We start from the raw sequence: 17,892 nt of genomic DNA on the forward strand, positions 1-17,892 counted from the left end.
CTGCTGTCTACTTCTGTGCGGCTTCGAAGAGGGCGAGCACGTCGTCGGAGGACTCGGTGATCGTCAGCGAGACGACGGGACGCCCGTGCTCCGCGAGCACGCCCGCGTCGCCGGCGGCCTGCGCCTGGATGAGCTGACCGAACGTGAACGGACGGTCCGGGATCTCGAGATCGACATCGGTGCGCTCGAGGATCTGCAGGAACACGCCCTGGGCCGGTCCGCCCTTGTGGTACTGGCCGGTCGAGTGCAGGAACCGCGGTCCCCATCCGAACGTCGTCGGCCGGCCGGAGTCGGCGGCCACGAGCTCGCGCAGACCCTGGAGCTGCGGGACCTCGAGACGGTTGACGTACGCCTGGATGGACACGTATCCGTCGGCCGGGAGCTGCGCCCAGAGCGCGTCGAGCACGCCCTCGACCGTGCCGGATGCGGCGAGAGCCGGGTCGGACACGCGCACCTCGACGCCGTTCTCGGTGAACGCCGGGGCGGTGGGCTCCGGACGCGCATCGAGCAGGCCGCGTGCGGCGATCTTGGCCGACTCGACGTCGGGCTGATCGAACGGGTTGATGCGGAGCAGGTGCCCCGCGATCGCCGTGGCGTACTCCCAGACGATGAGCTGTGCGCCGAGCGTGCCGCTCACGAGGATCTCGCCAGGGTGACGCTCGTGCAGGTGGAACTCGTTGGCGTCGTCGACCAGACGGACGATCTGCAGGTCGGCGGGCTTCGAGTCGAGCTCGGGGGAGACCGGGAGCAGGACGACCGGGAGGATGCCGGTGCCGTCCTTGCCGGTGGACTCCGCGATGAGCTGCTCGATCCAGTCGGGGAGCCCGTTGATGTGGGTCCCGTCGGTGATCAGGCCGAGCTTGTCCCGGCGCGGAGTGGTCGCCGCGATCGCCGCCCCGAGGCGGAGCGCCGGGTTCTCGGCAGAGTCCACGGCGACCTCGAGCAGCGAGGCCTCGGCCTCGTTCAGCAGTTCGTCGATGTCCACACCGGCCAGGCCCGACGGCACGAGGCCGAAGGCCGTGAGAGCCGAGTAGCGTCCGCCGACGTTGGGGTCGGCGTTGAAGACGCGGTAGCCGGCTTCGCGTGCCGAGACGTCGAGCGGAGAGCCCGGGTCGGTCACGACGACGATGCGCTCGGTGGGGTCGATGCCCAGATCGCGGAACGCCGCCTCGAAGGTGCGACGCTGCGAGTCCGTCTCGACCGTGGAGCCGGACTTGGACGACACGACCAGCGCGGTGTCGGCGAGTCCCTCGTCGAGGGCCGCGAGCACCTGGCCGGGTGCGGTCGAGTCGAGGATCGTCAGCGGCACGCCGGCCGTCTGCGCGATGACCTCGGGCGCGAGCGAGGAACCGCCCATGCCGGCGAGCACGACACGCGTGACGCCCTTGGCGTGCAGCTCGGATCGGAGGGCCGTGATCTCGGCGACCAGCGGGCGGGAGATCGAGACGGCCTCGACCCAGCCGAGCCGGACGGCCGCCTCGGCCTCGGCAGCGGCACCCCAGAGCGTCGGATCGCCGTTCGTGATGCGCGAGGCCACGAGGTCGTGGACGAGGCCGGGAACCGTCTCGTCGATCGCGGCGCGAGGAGCGCCCGACGTGTGGATGGAGAACGTCATCGCTGGGCCTCCAGGCCCTCGGCGACCTGGCTGAGCAGGTCGTGCCAGGAGTCGATGAACTTCGCGACGCCCTCATCCTCGAGCACCTGGGTGACGTCGTCGAAGTCGATGCCGACCTCGGCGAGCCCGGCGAAGACCGCGCGGGCCTCGTCGTAGCCGCCGGTGATGGTGTCGCCGGTGACGACGCCGTGGTCGAACGTCGCCTCGAGCGTCTTCTCGGGCATCGTGTTGACGACGCCCCGGGCGACCAGCTCGGTGACGTACAGCGTGTCGGGGAGAGCGGGGTCCTTGACGCCGGTCGACGCCCACAGCGGGCGCTGCGGGTTCGCGCCGGCGTCGAGGAGAGCCTTGGCGCGGTCGCCCGCGAAGGTCTGCTCGAACAGCTCGTAGGCCAGGCGCGCGTTGGCGAGACCGGCCTTGCTCTTCAGCGCCTCGGCGGCATCCGTTCCGATCGCGGAGAGACGCTTGTCGGTCTCGGTGTCGACGCGCGAGACGAAGAACGACGCGACCGAGTGGATCGTCGAGAGGTCGATCCCGGCGGCCTTGGCCGTCTCGAGCCCGGTGAGGTAGGCGTCGATCACCGCCGCGTAGCGCTCCAGGCTGAAGATCAGCGTGACGTTGACGCTGATGCCGGCGCCGATGGCCTCGGCGATCGCGGGCAGCCCGGCCTTCGTGGCGGGGATCTTGACCAGCAGGTTCGGCCGGTCGATCTTGGCCCACAGCTCCTTGGCCTGCGCCACGGTGCCCGCGGTGTCGTGAGCGAGGTCGGGGGAGACCTCGATCGACACGCGACCGTCGACGTGGCCGGACTTCTCCCAGACAGGACGGAAGACGTCGAGCGCGGCTGCGACATCCTGCGTCGTGGCGGCGAAGACGGCCTCCTCGGCCGTGGCTCCGGACGCGGCGAGCTCGGTGACCTGAGCGTCGTACGAGGTGTTGCTCTTGTCGGTGATCGCGTTCGCGAAGATCGTCGGGTTCGTCGTGACGCCCACGACGTTGCGGGACTCGATCAGCTCGGCGAGGTTGCCGGAGGAGATGCGGGTGCGCGACAGGTCGTCGAGCCAGATGCTGACACCTGCGGCGGCGAGCTCTGCGGTGGGGGTGCTCATGCGTTCTCCTTGGTGCTGTTTGCGGCGATGGTCTCGCGTGCGGCCGCGATGACGGCCTCGGTGGTGATGCCGAACTTCTCGAAGAGGGTCTTGTAGTCGGCGGAGGCGCCGAAGTGGTCGATGCCGACCGAGCGACCGCGGTCGCCGACGATCCCGCGCCAGCTGAGCACGGAGCCCGCCTCGACGGAGACACGGGCGGTGACGGCCGCCGGGAGCACGCTCTCGCGGTACGCCTCGTCCTGCTCGTCGAACCACTCCAGCGACGGAGCGGAGACGACGCGCACGTTCACGCCCTCGGCGGCGAGTGCCTCGCGGGCGTTCACGGCCAGCTGCACCTCGGACCCGGTCGCGATGATGATGACGTCCGGCGTGCCGTTCGGCGCCTCGGCGAGCACGTACGCGCCCTTGACCGCGCCGGAGGCGGCGGCGAACTCGTCACCGGATGCTGCGCCGTCGCCGCGCTCGAACACCGGGATGTTCTGGCGGGTCAGGGCGATGCCGGTCGGGCCGGCCTGACGGCGGAGGATCTCGAGCCACGTGACGGACGTCTCGTTCGCGTCGGCGGGGCGGACGACCGAGAAGTTCGGGATCGCGCGGAGCGTGGCGAGCTGCTCGATCGGCTGGTGGGTCGGGCCGTCTTCGCCGAGCGCGACGGAGTCGTGCGTCCAGACGAAGATGCTCGGGATGTTCATCAGCGCGGCCAGACGCACCGAGGGGCGCATGTAGTCGCTGAAGATGAGGAACGTGCCGCCGAACGGGCGGGTCGGGCCGTGCAGCACGATGCCGTTGACGATGGCACCCATCGCGTGCTCGCGGATGCCGAAGTGCAGCACGCGGCCGTAGGGGTTGCCGGACCACTCGTGCGTCGACCACTCGGTGGGGATGAACGACGGGGCGCCCTTGATCGTCGTGAGGTTCGACTCGGCGAGGTCGGCAGATCCGCCCCACAGCTCGGGGAGCTCGGCGGCGAGGGCGTTGATGACCTGCCCGGATGCCGCGCGGGTCGAGACCTCTTTGCCGCTCTCGAAGACCGGCAGGGCGGCGTCGATGTCGGCGGGCAGCTCGCCCGACTCGAGGCGGTCGAGCAGCTGCTTGCGCTCCGGGTTGGCGGCGGCCCAGGCGTCGAACGACTCCTGCCAGGCCGCGCGCGCCTCGGCGGCACGGTCGGCCAGGCCGCGGGTGTGCGCGATCACGTCGTCCGCGACGGCGAAGTTCTGCTCGGGGTCGAAGCCGAGGACCTTCTTGGTCGCCGCGAGCTCGTCGGCGCCGAGGGCGGAACCGTGGATCTTGCCGGAGTTCTGCTTGCCGGGCGACGGCCAGCCGATGATCGTCTTGAGGATGATGAGCGAGGGCTTCGCGGTCTCGCCCTTGGCGGCCTCGATGGCGGCGTAGAGCTCGGCGACGTCCTCGACGTACTCGCCGGTCTTCTTCCAGTCGACGACCTGCACCTGCCAGCCGTAGGCCTCGTAGCGCTTCGCGACGTCTTCCGTGAAGGCGACGTTCGTGTCGTCCTCGATCGAGATCTGGTTGGAGTCGTAGATCGCGATGAGGTTGCCGAGCTGCTGGTGGCCCGCGAGCGAGGAGGCCTCGCTCGTGACACCCTCCTGCAGGTCGCCGTCACCGGCGATCACGTAGACGAAGTGGTCGAACGGGCTGGTGCCGGCAGCGGCATCCGGATCGAACAGGCCGCGCTCGTAGCGGGCGGCGTAGGCGAAGCCGACGGCGGAGGAGAGCCCCTGGCCGAGCGGGCCGGTGGTGATCTCGACGCCCTTGGTGTGACCGTACTCCGGGTGACCCGGGGTGAGGGAGCCCCACGTGCGCAGCGCCTTGAGGTCGTCCAGCTCGAGGCCGAATCCGCCGAGGTACAGCTCGACGTACTGCGTCAGAGAGGAGTGACCCGCGGAGAGGATGAAGCGGTCGCGGCCGAGCCAGTCGACATCGGTCGGGTCGTGGCGCAGCACACGCTGGTAGAGGAGATACGCGGCGGGAGCCAGGCTCATCGCGGTACCGGGGTGGCCGTTGCCGACCTTCTCCACAGCATCCGCCGCCAGGATCCGGGCGGTGTCCACCGCACGCCGATCGATCTCATCCCACTGCAATTCCGACACGGTGAAGCCCTTCTCCAACAGTTCGAGAGCACCCGGGAAGCAACAATCGCGGTCCGCATCGTTACGGAAGAGGTGGATGAGCGCCGGGCGCGCGAGTCTTTTCAGCATAGCCCCGTGGGTCGCTCCGTTACCCCCTTTTACGACGCTTCACATGGCTCGGAGAGCGGGTGTGAAGCCGTCAGCGGACAAGGCGCCCGGCCGGTGTGCCATAGACTGGAAGGGCTGTCGTGACGCGTGCGGAGGAGGCGATCGAGATCTCGACGATGTCTGATCAGACCGTTGTGAGGAAATCCATCGGTCGCACCGTGAAGGCGTACGTCGCCCTCACCAAACCGCGCGTCCTCGAGCTGCTGCTGGTGTCCACCGTTCCGGTGATGTTCCTCGCTCAAGGCGGACTCCCGAACATGTGGCTCGTGCTCGCGACCGTTGTCGGAGGCTCGTTGAGCGCCGGCTCCGCCGCCGCGTTCAACATGTACCTCGATCGCGACATCGATGCGCACATGCACCGCACCGAGAAGCGCCCGCTGGTGACGGGCGAGGTCACCCCGCGCGGTGCACTGATCTTCTCCTGGACGCTCGCCGTGACGTCGACGGTCTGGCTGTGGCTCACCACGAACTGGCTCGCCGCCACACTCTCCGCCGTCGCCATCTTCTTCTACGTCGTGATCTACACGATGATCCTCAAGCGCCGCACCGAGCAGAACATCATCTGGGGCGGGATCGCCGGATGCTTCCCCGTGCTCATCGGATGGTCCGCCGTCACCGGCTCGCTCGACTGGCCGGCGTTCATCCTCTTCCTGCTCGTCTTCCTCTGGACGCCGCCGCACTACTGGCCGCTGTCGATGAAGTACAAGGGCGACTACGAGGACGTCGACGTGCCGATGCTCGGTGTCACGCGCAACGCCTCGCAGGTCGGGCTCCAGGTCATCCTGTACGCCTGGGCGACGGTGGCGTGCTCGCTGCTGCTCGTCCCGATCGCGAACATGGGACTGGTCTACACCGTCTCGGCGCTCGTGTTCGGCGGATGGTTCATCTACGAGTCGCACCGTCTCTACAACCGGGCCGTGCACGGCACCGAGGCGCGGCCGATGCGGGTGTTCCACGCGTCGATCACGTACCTGACGCTGATCTTCGTCGCCGTCGCGCTCGATCCGCTGCTCCCGTTCTGACCGGCTGACTTTCCAGTCTCGACCGCGAGCCCGTCGCCGCGGTGGTGCGGAGACGACGAAGCGGCGCCGATCGCTCGACGCCGCTCCTTGTGAGGCGATCGATCAGCGCGTGACCGCCGGAGTCGTCTCTTCGGACTCCGCCTCGGTGTCGGAAGGCTCTGCGTCGGCGGGTTCTTCATCGGCGGCGGCAGCAGGCTCCGCATCGTGAGTGGCGCCGACCGAGCCCTCGACCGTCGTCGATGCCGTCTCGACCGACAGGGCCTTCTCCTCGGGCTCGGCCGTCCAGTCGATCGCCTCGACGACCGCGGGCGCGGGCGCCGGAACGAGCGATCGCGCCGCGACGAGTCCGAGGGTGAGCAGGATGCCGACGATCCCGGCAGCGAGCACACCGGCGCCCACGACGACGAGGGACTGCCCGACGTAGACCTCGACGCCGGTGGCGGTGCCATCGAGCAGGGTGGTCGTCATCGTGCCGATCTGGCCGGAGATGAGCCAGCCGCCGACTGCCGTCGTGGCGAGGGACACGACCAGGAGGAGCCAGAATCCGATGCTTCGTGTGAGTGAGGTGTTCATGCGGCCCACGATTCCCGATGCGCTGATGAGACGCCGATGCGGGCCCTATGGATCGCCTGTGCGGGGTCAGTCCTCCTGAGCGACCGGTCGCTTGAGATGCAGCACGACGACCGTGTACGCGGCGGCCGACAGCGAGGCGAGCACCATGTGGATGCCGACCAGCAGGGGAGGGAGGCCCTCGCGAGCCTGCAGCACGCCGACGCCGACCTGCACGGCGATGGCGATGACCAGCACGAGCAGCCAGCGACGCGGCTCCAGGCGCAGAACCCAGGCCGAGATCGTCAGGGCGAGCACGAGCCCGGCGAGGATGTACCCGGGCCAGGAGTGCACGTGCGCGAGCACGGTCGCGTCGAAGCCGTGGCGGAACACGTCGGCATCGCCCGAGTGGGGGCCGGAGCCGGTCGTCAGTACGCCGAACACGATCGTGGCGGCCAGAGCGAGCCCCGTGACGTGGCTGAGGATCGCGAACCACTTCGGCACGGCGCGCTCGCGCGGGCCGGGCGCCGCGTAAAGACGCACGAGGAAGGCTGCGGTCACGCAGACGAGCAGGAGGGACGACGTGTAGTGGAAGCCGACGATGAACGGGTTCAGGCCGGTGAGCACGGTGATGCCGCCGACGAACGCCTGCGCGACCACGCCGACGAGCGTGATCCAGGCGAGCAGGATGAGATCTCGGCGCTCGGTGGCTGCACGCACTGAGTACACCGCCGCGGCGATCACGACCAGCAGCAGCACGGCCGCCGCGACGGGGAAGGCCAGATCCTTGCTGATGGGGCGCGCGATCGCGTAGGCGACGACCGCGGCCACGATCCCGCCGCCGGCGAACCAGAGCGAACTGACCAGCGCACGCCGGCCGCCGATGCGGTGAAGCACGAGCAGGACGACCGCGATCGCGATGATCCCGACCACGCCGGTCATCATCCGGTTGCCGAACTCGATGACGCCGTGGATCCCCTGCTCCGGCGTCGGAACGAGCGATTCCGGCGTGCACAGCGGCCACTCCGAGCATCCGAGTCCCGAACCGGTGAGGCGCACGGCGCCACCTGTGCCGATGATGATGGTCTCGGTGAGGAACGACAGCCAGGCGAGGATCCGAAGTGCACGCCCCCACACGGCGGGTCGCGTCGCTGTCGCCCCCGGACCGTCGCCGGTCTTCGCGATGGCGGCGGGCATCTTCGTGTCGGGCATGGGTCCTCCGGACCGGGCTGACTCGGCGGGCACGGCCCGGTTGTCAGGCGAAACCTGTAGAATCGGATTGTTGCGATGAGCGCTGACAGCGCTGCAGCATCGACAACAGTTTAGGCGCGATGAATGCGCCGGTGATGAGGGCCCAACCAACGGCACACACTCCCGCAGACTCGACGGGGATCACGTGTGCCGGGGCGGATGACACCGTTTCGGGACCTGTGAGGAGAGTGTGAGATGTCGGATGTGCTGATCGACCGCCCAGAGCTGGACAGCCTGGGGGTGTACGAGTTCGGCTGGCACGATGAAGATGCCGCCGGAGCCATTGCGAAACGCGGAATCTCGGAAGAGGTGGTCCGCGGCATCTCGGCCCTCAAGCATGAGCCCGAGTGGATGCTGAAGACCCGTCTCAAGGGATACCAGCTCTTCGGCAAGAAGCCGATGCCGACCTGGGGTGCAGACCTCAGCGAGATCGACTTCGACAACATCAAGTACTTCGTGCGTTCGACGGAGAAGCAGGCGCAGTCCTGGGAGGACCTGCCTGTCGAGATCCGCGAGACCTACGAGCGCCTCGGCATCCCCGAGGCTGAACGCCAGCGTCTCGTCGCCGGCGTCGCCGCGCAGTACGAATCCGAGGTCGTCTACCACCAGATCCGCGAGGACCTGGAGCAGCAGGGTGTCATCTTCATGGACACCGACACGGCCCTGCGCGAGCACCCCGAGTTCTTCGAGGAGTACTTCGGCACGGTCATCCCGGCCGGCGACAACAAGTTCGCCGCGCTCAACACCGCCGTCTGGTCGGGCGGCTCGTTCGTCTACGTCCCCAAGGGCGTGCACGTCGAGATCCCCCTGCAGGCCTACTTCCGCATCAACACCGAGAACATGGGCCAGTTCGAGCGGACGCTGATCATCGCCGACGAGGACAGCTACATCCACTACATCGAGGGCTGCACGGCCCCGATCTACAAGTCGGACTCGCTGCACTCCGCCGTGGTCGAGATCATCGTGAAGAAGAACGCCCGCGTGCGCTACACGACGATCCAGAACTGGTCGAACAACGTCTACAACCTCGTCACCAAGCGTGCCGTCGCCCACGAGGGCGCGACCATGGAGTGGGTCGACGGCAACATCGGCTCCAAGGTGACGATGAAGTACCCGTCGATCTACCTGATGGGCGAGCACGCCAAGGGTGAGACGCTCTCCGTCGCGTTCGCCGGCCCCGGCCAGCACCAGGACGCCGGCGCGAAGATGATCCACATGGCTCCGTACACGCAGTCGTCGATCGTCTCGAAGTCGATCGCCCGCGGCGGCGGACGAGCCGGCTACCGCGGCGAGGTCCGGGTGGATGCCAACGCGCACCACTCCGCGAACACCGTGCGCTGCGACGCGCTGCTGGTCGACACGAAGTCACGCTCGGACACCTATCCGGCGATCGACATCCGCGTCGATGACGTGCAGCTCGGCCACGAGGCCACGGTCTCGAAGGTCAGCGAGGAGCAGCTGTTCTACCTGCAGTCCCGCGGCATGCCCGAGGACGAGGCGATGGCGATGATCGTGCGCGGCTTCATCGAGCCGATCGCGCGCGAGCTGCCGATGGAGTACGCGATGGAGTTGAACAAGCTCATCGAGATGGGCATGGAAGGCAGTGTCGGCTAGATGACGGCTCAGGCTACGGCGTCCGCAGGGACGCAGGATACGAACGCGCACATCGACCCGGCAGCACAGGTCGCCGCCGCGGGCTTCGTCCCCGTGCAGACCCGCTCCGAGCGGCCGCATTCCTTCGAGCCCGCCGACTTCGGCGCGCCGACGGGGCGCGAGGTCAACTGGAAGCACACGCCCGTCGCGAAGCTGACGTCGCTGTTCGCCGTCGCGTCGCCGAACGACGGCGTCCGCTACGAGTTCAGTGCGGGGGAGCAGTACGTCTCCGCCCCGCTCGCAGCCGGCGATGCTCCGCGTGGCGAGGTCTTCCTCGCCGAGGACGTGACGGCGGCGGTCGCCTGGCAGGGCGCGACCGAGGCCCTGCACGTGCGCATCCCGCGCGAGGAAGAGGTGGCGGAGCCCGTCTTCGTGTCGATCACCGGCCTCGGCGCCGATCGCCGCGCCGACGCGCACATCGTGATCGAGGCGCTCGAGCACAGCTCCGCGACCGTCGTCCTCCAGCACACGGGTTCGGCGCAGTACGCGCAGAACGTCGAGATCATCGTCCGCGACGGTGCGAAGCTCACGGTCATCAGCCTGCAGCAGTGGCAGGACGACGCCGTGCACGCCTCCGCGCACCAGGCCCGCGTCGGAGCGGATGCGACGCTCAAGCACTTCGTCGTCAGCTTCGGCGGCGGCGTGGTCCGGGTCAACCCGAACGTCGAGCTCGCCGGCGCCGGCTCCGAGGGCTACCTCTACGGCCTCTCCTACGCGGATGCCGGTCAGCACCTCGAGAGCCAGGTCTACCTGCACCACAAGGGATCGCACACCAAGGGCGACGTGCTGTACAAGGGCGCCCTGCAGGGTAAGGGTGCGCACAGCGTCTGGATCGGCGACGTGCTGATCGGCGCGAACGCCAACGGCACCGACTCCTACGAGGCGAACCGCAACCTCGTGCTCACCGAGGGCGCGCGCGCCGACTCGATCCCGAACCTCGAGATCGAGACGGGCGACATCCTTGGCGCCGGCCACGCGAGTGCGACCGGTCGTTTCGACGACGAGCAGCTGTTCTACCTGCAGGCGCGCGGCATCAGTGAAGAAGAGGCACGACGGCTCGTCGTGCTCGGCTTCCTCACCGACATCGTGCAACGCCTCGATATCCCGGCTCTGGAGACGGAGCTGCTCGACGCCATCGAGACCGAACTCGCGGCGGTCGACGCATGACCGCCGAACGCGTGTGCGGCGTCGCCGACCTCGAGCAGGACACGCCGCTGCGTGTCGATCCCGCCGGTGTGCCGATCACGGTGATCAAGGACGGCGACGGCGTGATCCACGCCATCGGCGACGTCTGCACGCACGGCGACATCTCGCTCTCCGAGGGCTTCGTCGAAGGTGACACGTTGGAGTGCTGGGCCCACGGCTCCGCCTTCTCGCTGCTCACCGGCAAGCCCCAGAACCTCCCCGCTTATGAGCCCGTCCCGGTCTACGTCGTCGAGATCGACGGCGACGACGTGCTCATCGACCCGACCGTGACGAAGGAAGTCTGAATGTCTGTTCTCGAGATCCGCGACCTGTTTGTGACGGTCGAGACCGAGTCGGGGACTACCCCGATCCTCAACGGAATCACCCTCACCATGAACACGGGTGAGACCCACGCGATCATGGGCCCCAACGGCTCGGGCAAGTCGACGCTCGCCTACACGATCGCGGGTCACCCCAAGTACACGGTGACCTCCGGCTCCATCACGTTCGACGGCGAGGACGTCCTCGCCATGAGCGTCGACGAGCGTGCTCGTGCCGGCCTGTTCCTCGCGATGCAGTACCCGGTGGAGATCCCGGGCGTCACCGTGACGAACTTCCTGCGCACGGCCAAGACGGCCCTCGACGGCGAAGCGCCGGCGATCCGCGGTTGGACCAAGGACGTCAAGGCGGCCATGTCCAACCTGCGCATGGACCCGAAGTTCGCGCAGCGCAACGTCAACGAGGGCTTCTCGGGCGGCGAGAAGAAGCGTCACGAGATCCTGCAGCTCGAGGTGCTCAAGCCGAAGTTCGCGATCCTCGACGAGACCGACTCCGGCCTCGACGTCGACGCGCTGAAGATCGTCTCCGAGGGCGTCAACCGTGCGAAGGAGTCCACCGGCCTCGGTGTGCTGCTCATCACGCACTACACGCGCATCCTCCGCTACATCCGTCCCGACTACGTGCACGTGGTCGTCGCCGGCAAGATCGTCGAAGAGGGCGGACCCGAGCTCGCCGACCGGCTCGAGGACGAGGGATACGACCGTTTCCTCGACCCCGCTGCCCCCATCGAGGCGTAGGCTGACCGCATGACCGCGACGCTCACCGACCAGAAGTACGACGAGGTCACCGAGGCTCTGAAGGACGTCATGGATCCCGAGCTCGGGATCAACGTCGTCGACCTCGGTCTCATCTACGACCTCGCCTGGGATGACGAGAACGATGCTCTCGTGATCCACATGACGCTGACGAGCGCGGGCTGCCCCTTGACCGACGTCCTCGAAGAGCAGACCGCCGAGGCGCTGGACAAGGTCGTGGATCGCTTCCGCATCAACTGGGTGTGGATGCCGCCGTGGGGTCCCGAGAAGATCACCGACGATGGGCGCGACATGATGCGCGCCCTCGGCTTCGCGATCTAGGGATGCTCCGCGTCACGGCCCTGCCGTTGGCGGAACTCCGCGAGCGCAGCAGCGAGAAGTGGCGGGAGTATCCCGCTGACGTCCTGCCGCTGTTCGTCGCGGAGACCGACTTTCCGCTGGCGCCGGCCATCACGACCGCACTTCAGCGCGCCGTCGAGATCGGCGACACCGGGTACGTGGCCTCTCGGACGCCGCTGGCGGAGTCTTTCGCCGCGTTCGCCTCCCGTCGCTACGGGTGGGATCCTGACCCCGCGCGCATGCGGAGCACGGCCGACGTGAGCATGGGGATCGTCGAGATCCTCCGACGCGTCACGCAGCCCGGCGACCGCGTCATCGTCACGCCTCCGGTCTATCCGCCGTTCTACGAGCTCGTCGCCGAGGCCGGCGCGGAGGTGACACGCGTTCCGCTGCGCGACACCGGGACGGCGTGGGAACTCGATCTCGACGGCATCCGCTCCGCGTTCGAAGACGGGGCGACGGCGATCCTGCTCTGCAATCCGCACAACCCGACCGGGACTGTGCACGATCGCGACGCGCTGACGACTCTCGCCGAGATCGCCGAGGAGTTCGGCGCCGCCGTCGTCTCCGACGAGATCCACGGACCGCTCGCTCAGCCCGGCACCGGCTTCACGCCGTTCCTGACGGCGGGCGACGCGGCACAGCGCGTCGGCTATGCGGTCGTGAGCGCGAGCAAGGCGTTCAATCTCGCCGGACTCAAGTGCGCCCTGATGGTCACCGCGCACGACGAGACCAGCGCCGTCGTGCGCGGACTCCCCGTCGAGGTCGAGTGGCGCACGGGGCAGTTCGGACTGCTCGCCGCGGTCGCCGCGTTCTCTGAGGAGAGCGACGAGTGGCTTGACGGACTGTTGCGCACGCTCGATGAGAATCGGGTGCTCCTGGAGGATCTGCTCGCCGCGCGTCTGCCCGGTGCGCGGTACCGCATCCCCGATGCCGGCTACCTCGCCTGGATCGATCTTTCGGCTCTGGAGTGGGGCGACAACCCCGCCCGAAGGATCCTGAAGGTCGCCAGGGTGGCGCTCCACTTCGGCCCGGCCTTCGGCGCCGAGGGGGCTGGACACGTGCGACTGAACTTCGGGACGAGCCCCGAGATCATCACCGAGGCCATCGAGCGCATCGCGGCGCTCGTCGGCCGATGACGCCGGCGGAACCCGCCGCGTCGATCTGGGATCGCCACCGTATCTGGGTCACGCTCGGCGCGGTCGCCCTGATCTTCCTCGCGGCGATCGAGGCGCTGGCGGTCACGACGGTCATGCCGGTGGTGAGCGAGGCGCTCGACGGTCAGTCGCTCTACGCCGTCGCGTTCGCCGGAACCCTGGCGACGAGTGTGATCGGCATGGTCGCCGCAGGGGCATGGTCCGACGCCCGCGGGCCGCGCGGCGCGCTCTATGTCGCGGTGACGCTCTTCGTCGCCGGTCTCCTGATCTCCGGCCTCGCCACGACGATGCATCAGTTTCTCGTCGGACGGCTGGTGCAGGGCCTCGGCACGGGCGGTCAGACCGTCGCGCTGTACGTCGTGGTGGCGCGGCTCTACCCCGCGCACCTGCACGGCCGCATCTTCGCCGCGTTCGCCGCGGCGTGGGTGGTGCCCTCCATGGTCGGACCGTTCCTCGCCGGGGCTGTCGCGGAGTACCTGGACTGGCGCTGGGCGTTCCTCGGCGTCGCGGTCCTGACCGCAGCGGCCTTCCTCATGATCGCGGTGCGACTCCGTGGGGTCGACCTCGGTCACGGCGAGCCTCAAGACGGGCGTGCGCTCGTCACGAGGCTGCTGCTCGCCGTGGTGGTCGCGGTTCTCGCCGTGGTGATCGGATTCTCCGCCGACATGGCACCCGCGGTCGGATGGCCTGTCGCACTCGTCGCGGTGGCGGTGATCGCGTTCGCCGTGCTCCCGCTGGTGCCGCGACGCACGCTCCGCGCCGGACCGGGACTGCCCAGCGTCGTGCTCATGCGCGGTATCGCCGCGGGGGCGTTCTTCGCAGCCGAGGCCTACATCCCCTACCTGCTGATGGAGCGGTACGCGTTCACGGCCACCTGGGCCGGCGTGGCCCTGATGCTGGCGGCATTCGCTTGGGCGGGTGCGTCCGCGGTGCAGGGAAAGTACGGGGAGAGACTGGGCAACCATCGCATCACCCTGATCAGTCTCGGATTGATCCTCTTCGCGATGATCTGCGTGCTCGTGGCCGCGCTGACGGGTGTCACGCCGGTCGTCGTCATCGTCGGCTGGGCGTTTGCCGGGGGAGGGATGGGGCTGCTGTATCCCCGTCTGACCGTGCTCACGCTGGCCTACTCCGACGAGACCAACCAGGGGTTCAACTCCTCCGCGCTGTCGATCTCGGATGCCACAGGATCAGCCGTGGCGATCGCCCTCGCGGGTCTCGGCGTCGCCACGCTCGGCGGTGGAGCGGGGGCCTTCGGGGCCGTGTTCGCGTTCGGGATCGCGCTGGTGCTGCTGGCGGTCGTGCCCGGGCTCAGGCTCGGTCACGCGGCGGAGTCGCTGCCGCGCTGATCGCACCCGTGAGAGCGGTGACGCCGAGATCGAAGACGCGGTCCAGTCCGGCGGTGACGTCGTTCTCGTCCCCGCCGAGCAGGGCCCCGTGACTGTCGGCGTGCATGCGCTGCTGCACGAGAGTCGCGTGCCCGAGGATGAAGTGCAGGATCGCGACCGCGCGCTGCTCGACGTCCGTGGCACCCTCGTTCTCGAGGGCTCTCGCCAGGGCGGCCTGCGCGGGCGAGGCGCCGAGTCGGAGGGCGTAGGTGCTGAGCACGAGCTCCGCGCCGTCGCGGTGGGCGAAGAGCGCGTCGCGGATGCTCCGTGCCGTCGTGAGCACTCCCGCCCCGGTTCCGTGGATGATCGCTGTGATCCGGTCCGCGAGATCGGCGAGGAGCTCCTGCTTGCTGGAGAAGTGCCAGTAGAGCGCGCTGGGCTGCACGTCGAGCCGTCCGGCGATGCGCCGCATGGAGAGATCGGCGAGGCCCACCTCGTCGAGCAGCGCGAGGGCCGTGCGTGCGACGCTCTCGCGGTCGTGCCGTGCCGGATTGTGTTCGGGGCTCATGCTCTCACTATAGTGAACAGCGTTCAGGTGAACGGTGTTCAGGAGGGCTGCCCGCGAGGTGGCAGCGCTCCGCCGACGAGAGGACCGCGGATGGAGAAGGTCGTCACGACAGCCCGTGCGTCGATCGCGGTCGAGGGTGTCTCGGTCGACTTCGACGGTCGCGCCGTGCTCCACGATGTGACGGTTGACCTGACCGCGCCGACCATCGCCGTCATCGGCGCGAACGGTTCGGGCAAGTCGACGTTCGCACGTCTGCTCAACGGGCTCGTCGCCCCCACCACAGGGCAGGTGACCGTGGACGGCCTGGACACGGTGCGCGACCGTGCACTCGTGCGCCGTCGCGTCGGCTTCGTGTTCGCCAACCCGGAGGCGCAGATCCTCATGCCCACGCCCGCGGAGGACCTCGCGCTCTCGCTCCGCGGCCTGTCGCGCGCCCGGGCCCAGGTGCGAGTGCGGGAGACCCTCGCCGCCCAGGGGCTCGCCGGCCACGCCGACGTCCCGGCGTCGACGCTGTCCGGGGGCCAGAAGCAGATGCTCGCCCTGGCATCGGTCCTCATCACGGAGCCGCGGGTGATCGTGGCGGATGAGCCGACCACACTCCTCGACCTGCGGAATGCGCGTCGGATCGCCGATCTGCTGCTCGCGCAGTCGGCGCAGGTCGTGCTCGTGACCCATGACCTCGAACTCGCCGCGCGCTGCCACACGGCCGTGCTCTTCGACGAGGGCCGCGTGACGGCTTCAGGTGCGCCGGACGACGTCATCGAGGCGTATCGGCGGAGCTGCGGATGATCCCGCTCCACCGGCCGGGGTCGAGCCTGCTCCACCGCGCGCCGGCGGGCGTCAAGCTCGGCCTCCTCGCGGTCGCCGCGCTGGTGCTCTCGCTGTACCCGCATGATCCGCTGAGCATCGGCATCGCCCTCCTCGCGGTGTGCGCGCTCTACGGGGTGGGGCGACTGGGGTCACGCGTGCTCGGCGCTGAACTCTGGCGCCTCCGGTGGATCGTCCTGGTGCTCGCCACCGCGCTGACGGTGTTCGTCTCCCCGGTCGCGGCGTGGATCAGCACCGGGCGCGTCGTCGTGCTGCTCCTGCTGGCGAGCCTGCTGACGCTCACCACCCCGATGTCCGCGCTTCTGGACGTCCTGCGCCGGCTGCTGCATCCGCTCCGCCGCATCGGCGTCGATGCGGAGGCGGTGGCGATGACGATCTCGCTCACCCTCACGATGATCCCGGTGGTCGCGGGGTTCGCGGAACGGGTGCGTGAGGCGGGCCGAGCACGCGGTGTGCGGCTCGGCCCGCGAGCGGTCGTCCCGATGCTCGTGCTCGCTCTGCGTCACGCCGACGACGTGGGCGACGCGCTGGCCGCTCGCGGCATCGGCTGACGGTCACGCGAGGGCGAACGTCGCGCGGCCGGGCATCGTCTCGGTGGGCGCGCGCCGAGCGAGGCGGAGAGATGCGGCGAGGAGAGCGACGGCGATCATCGCGGTCGCCACGGACGTGCCGAGCACCAGGAGCATCACGATGCCGATCAGTCCCAGCAGCGTGCCCAGTGCGAGCCCGCGCGTCGAGCGCGTCGGCTCGGGGGCGGCCTGCGTCTCGAATCGGGTGAAAGTCAGGGCGGCGGCGGCCGTGAGGGCGAGAGCCGTGGCGAGCCACAGAGGGCGTCCTGCCCACCAGTCCGCGCTGTCGAGAGCGGGAAGGGCGGCACCGGTGAGCAGCGCGAAGACTGCGGTGATGCCGGCCATGGCCAGCAGGATCGGCATGTGCCACAGGTAGATCGTCATGGCGCGTCGCGTCACGAATCCGGTGAACGCGGCCGGGAGGGGGCGCCGGCTGAGGCGCTCGATCCTGTCGCGGTGCAGCGAGAGCGCCCCGGTGTGCGCCACGCCGACGAGCAGAAGCGCCGCCGTGGGCGGGTTGATGTTCGCGATGAGGTCGGGGGAGTAGACACCGGTGAGGAAGGTAGCCGCCAGGAGCCCGACCGCTCCGCCGATGGCGAGCGTGCGCGTGCGGCGGCTGAGGGCGTCGATGTGGCCGTCGGCGAGGAAGAAGCCCAGCTGCTGGAGCGTCATCCAGACGAAGGCGAGATTCAGGAAGCCCAGGCCGTCGATGCCGCTGATGGCGCGCAGCGCGTCGACCAGGACGGATGCCGTCGCCAGCGCCGCGATCGTCACGAACGGAGCGCGCTCGTGCGCCGCCGCGAGCACCGGCAGGAGCGCCTGGCAGAGGACGAACACGCCGAGGAACCACAGCGGCTGACCGTAGCGGAAGCCGGCGGTGGCGATGAGGTCGGCGGGGACGCCGATCACGGTGAGGACGGCGAGGGCGAATCCGACGACGACGACCGTGAAGATCGCGGGTCGCAGGAGGCGGTGGATCCGCCCCGCGACGAAGTCGGTCGCCGTCCCGCCTCGCTGCTGCAGACGCCGATACGCGAGGAGGCCCGAGAATCCGCCGATCACGAAGAAGAGGGGCATCACCTGGAGCACCCAGCTGAGCGGCGCGATCCACCAAGTGCTGTCACTGGCGTTCTCGAAGAGCGGCCCCGCGTCGGTGACGGTGACGCCGACCATGATCGAGTGGAGCAGCACGACCCCCAGGACGCACAGGGCCCTGACGAGGTCGATCCCGGTGTCGCGCGAGGCGCGCGGCGGGGGAGTGGGAGTCGCCGTGCGCGGCGCCTGGGCGATGGTCATGAGTCCTCCTCGGAACGGTGTTCCCGAAGACTATGGACGCGGTGCACGCGGAGGCATCACTCTCCGGTCCCGTT

At 69.1% G+C, this 17,892-nt stretch carries 17 protein-coding genes; 10 read left to right on the top strand and 7 right to left on the bottom strand.

Annotated elements, in window-relative coordinates; genetic code table 11:
- Positions 1–7: 7 nt before the first annotated feature.
- From ABS642_RS02790 to tkt, 3 genes are read right to left on the bottom strand one after another with little or no spacing between them, the layout of a single operon-like run.
- Complete coding sequence (locus ABS642_RS02790; protein ID WP_282216953.1) at positions 8–1,615, bottom strand: glucose-6-phosphate isomerase; 1,608 nt, start codon at positions 1,613–1,615, stop codon at positions 8–10.
- Complete coding sequence (gene tal / locus ABS642_RS02795; protein ID WP_350352172.1) at positions 1,612–2,724, bottom strand: transaldolase; 1,113 nt, start codon at positions 2,722–2,724, stop codon at positions 1,612–1,614. Before tal ends, ABS642_RS02790 begins: the two co-directional genes overlap by 4 nt.
- The gene (gene tkt, locus ABS642_RS02800) at positions 2,721–4,832 is read right to left on the bottom strand and encodes a transketolase (RefSeq protein ID WP_350352173.1); all 2,112 of its coding nucleotides are present in this window, start codon (positions 4,830–4,832) and stop codon (positions 2,721–2,723) included. Before tkt ends, tal begins: the two co-directional genes overlap by 4 nt.
- 263 nt (positions 4,833–5,095) lie before the next feature.
- On the opposite strand from tkt, the gene ABS642_RS02805 reads away from it, so the two are divergent.
- Positions 5,096–6,001 carry a heme o synthase gene (locus ABS642_RS02805; protein WP_350353386.1) on the top strand — a complete coding sequence of 302 codons (906 nt, stop codon included), beginning with the start codon at positions 5,096–5,098 and terminating at the stop codon, positions 5,999–6,001.
- Between the two features lie 102 nt (positions 6,002–6,103).
- On the opposite strand, the gene ABS642_RS02810 is transcribed toward ABS642_RS02805, so the two are convergent.
- Together ABS642_RS02810 and ABS642_RS02815 are read right to left on the bottom strand one after the other, a co-directional pair.
- Entirely contained in the window at positions 6,104–6,574 is a 471-nt protein-coding gene (locus tag ABS642_RS02810; RefSeq protein WP_350352174.1) for a hypothetical protein, read from the bottom strand.
- 66 nt (positions 6,575–6,640) lie between these two features.
- On the bottom strand, positions 6,641–7,762 hold the full coding sequence (locus ABS642_RS02815) for a COX15/CtaA family protein (RefSeq protein ID WP_350352175.1): 1,122 nt from the start codon (positions 7,760–7,762) through the stop codon (positions 6,641–6,643).
- Between the two features lie 234 nt (positions 7,763–7,996).
- Here ABS642_RS02815 and sufB point away from each other — a divergent pair, with 234 nt between their 5' ends.
- The 7 genes from sufB to ABS642_RS02850 are packed head-to-tail and all read left to right on the top strand — an operon-like array spanning position 7,997 to position 14,578.
- Positions 7,997–9,415, top strand: coding sequence for a Fe-S cluster assembly protein SufB (gene sufB / locus ABS642_RS02820; RefSeq protein WP_282216957.1), 1,419 nt, complete (start codon positions 7,997–7,999; stop codon positions 9,413–9,415).
- Positions 9,416–10,621 carry a Fe-S cluster assembly protein SufD gene (gene sufD / locus ABS642_RS02825; RefSeq protein ID WP_350352176.1) on the top strand — a complete coding sequence of 402 codons (1,206 nt, stop codon included), beginning with the start codon at positions 9,416–9,418 and terminating at the stop codon, positions 10,619–10,621.
- Complete coding sequence (locus ABS642_RS02830) at positions 10,618–10,944, top strand: non-heme iron oxygenase ferredoxin subunit (protein ID WP_350352177.1); 327 nt, start codon at positions 10,618–10,620, stop codon at positions 10,942–10,944. The genes sufD and ABS642_RS02830 overlap by 4 nt, the downstream gene beginning before the upstream one ends.
- Positions 10,945–11,715, top strand: a complete 771-nt coding sequence (gene sufC, locus ABS642_RS02835) for a Fe-S cluster assembly ATPase SufC (RefSeq protein WP_282216959.1) — start codon at positions 10,945–10,947, stop codon at positions 11,713–11,715.
- A gap of 9 nt (positions 11,716–11,724) precedes the next feature.
- Positions 11,725–12,054 (top strand): metal-sulfur cluster assembly factor, encoded by a 330-nt coding sequence (locus ABS642_RS02840; protein ID WP_046011974.1) that lies wholly within the window; start codon positions 11,725–11,727, stop codon positions 12,052–12,054.
- 2 nt (positions 12,055–12,056) lie between these two features.
- On the top strand, positions 12,057–13,211 hold the full coding sequence (locus ABS642_RS02845; RefSeq protein WP_350352178.1) for an aminotransferase class I/II-fold pyridoxal phosphate-dependent enzyme: 1,155 nt from the start codon (positions 12,057–12,059) through the stop codon (positions 13,209–13,211).
- Positions 13,208–14,578: an MFS transporter gene (locus tag ABS642_RS02850; RefSeq protein WP_350352179.1), complete on the top strand. Its 1,371-nt coding sequence runs from the start codon at positions 13,208–13,210 to the stop codon at positions 14,576–14,578. Before ABS642_RS02845 ends, ABS642_RS02850 begins: the two co-directional genes overlap by 4 nt.
- Here the strand turns inward: ABS642_RS02850 and ABS642_RS02855 are convergent.
- Entirely contained in the window at positions 14,541–15,125 is a 585-nt protein-coding gene (locus ABS642_RS02855) for a TetR family transcriptional regulator (protein WP_350352180.1), read from the bottom strand. The genes ABS642_RS02850 and ABS642_RS02855 overlap by 38 nt on opposite strands.
- Positions 15,126–15,215: 90 nt before the next feature.
- Between ABS642_RS02855 and ABS642_RS02860 the strand changes: the two genes are divergently transcribed.
- The gene (locus ABS642_RS02860) at positions 15,216–15,914 is read left to right on the top strand and encodes an ABC transporter ATP-binding protein (RefSeq protein ID WP_350352181.1); all 699 of its coding nucleotides are present in this window, start codon (positions 15,216–15,218) and stop codon (positions 15,912–15,914) included.
- On the top strand, positions 15,911–16,504 hold the full coding sequence (locus ABS642_RS02865) for an energy-coupling factor transporter transmembrane protein EcfT (protein ID WP_350352182.1): 594 nt from the start codon (positions 15,911–15,913) through the stop codon (positions 16,502–16,504). The genes ABS642_RS02860 and ABS642_RS02865 overlap by 4 nt, the downstream gene beginning before the upstream one ends.
- A gap of 3 nt (positions 16,505–16,507) precedes the next feature.
- On the opposite strand, the gene ABS642_RS02870 is transcribed toward ABS642_RS02865, so the two are convergent.
- Positions 16,508–17,818: an acyltransferase gene (locus tag ABS642_RS02870; protein WP_350352183.1), complete on the bottom strand. Its 1,311-nt coding sequence runs from the start codon at positions 17,816–17,818 to the stop codon at positions 16,508–16,510.
- Positions 17,819–17,892 lie beyond the last annotated feature (74 nt).

The sequence above is a fragment of the Microbacterium sp. A8/3-1 genome (assembly GCF_040267695.1).
Taxonomy (GTDB): Bacteria; Actinomycetota; Actinomycetes; order Actinomycetales; family Microbacteriaceae; genus Microbacterium; species Microbacterium luteolum.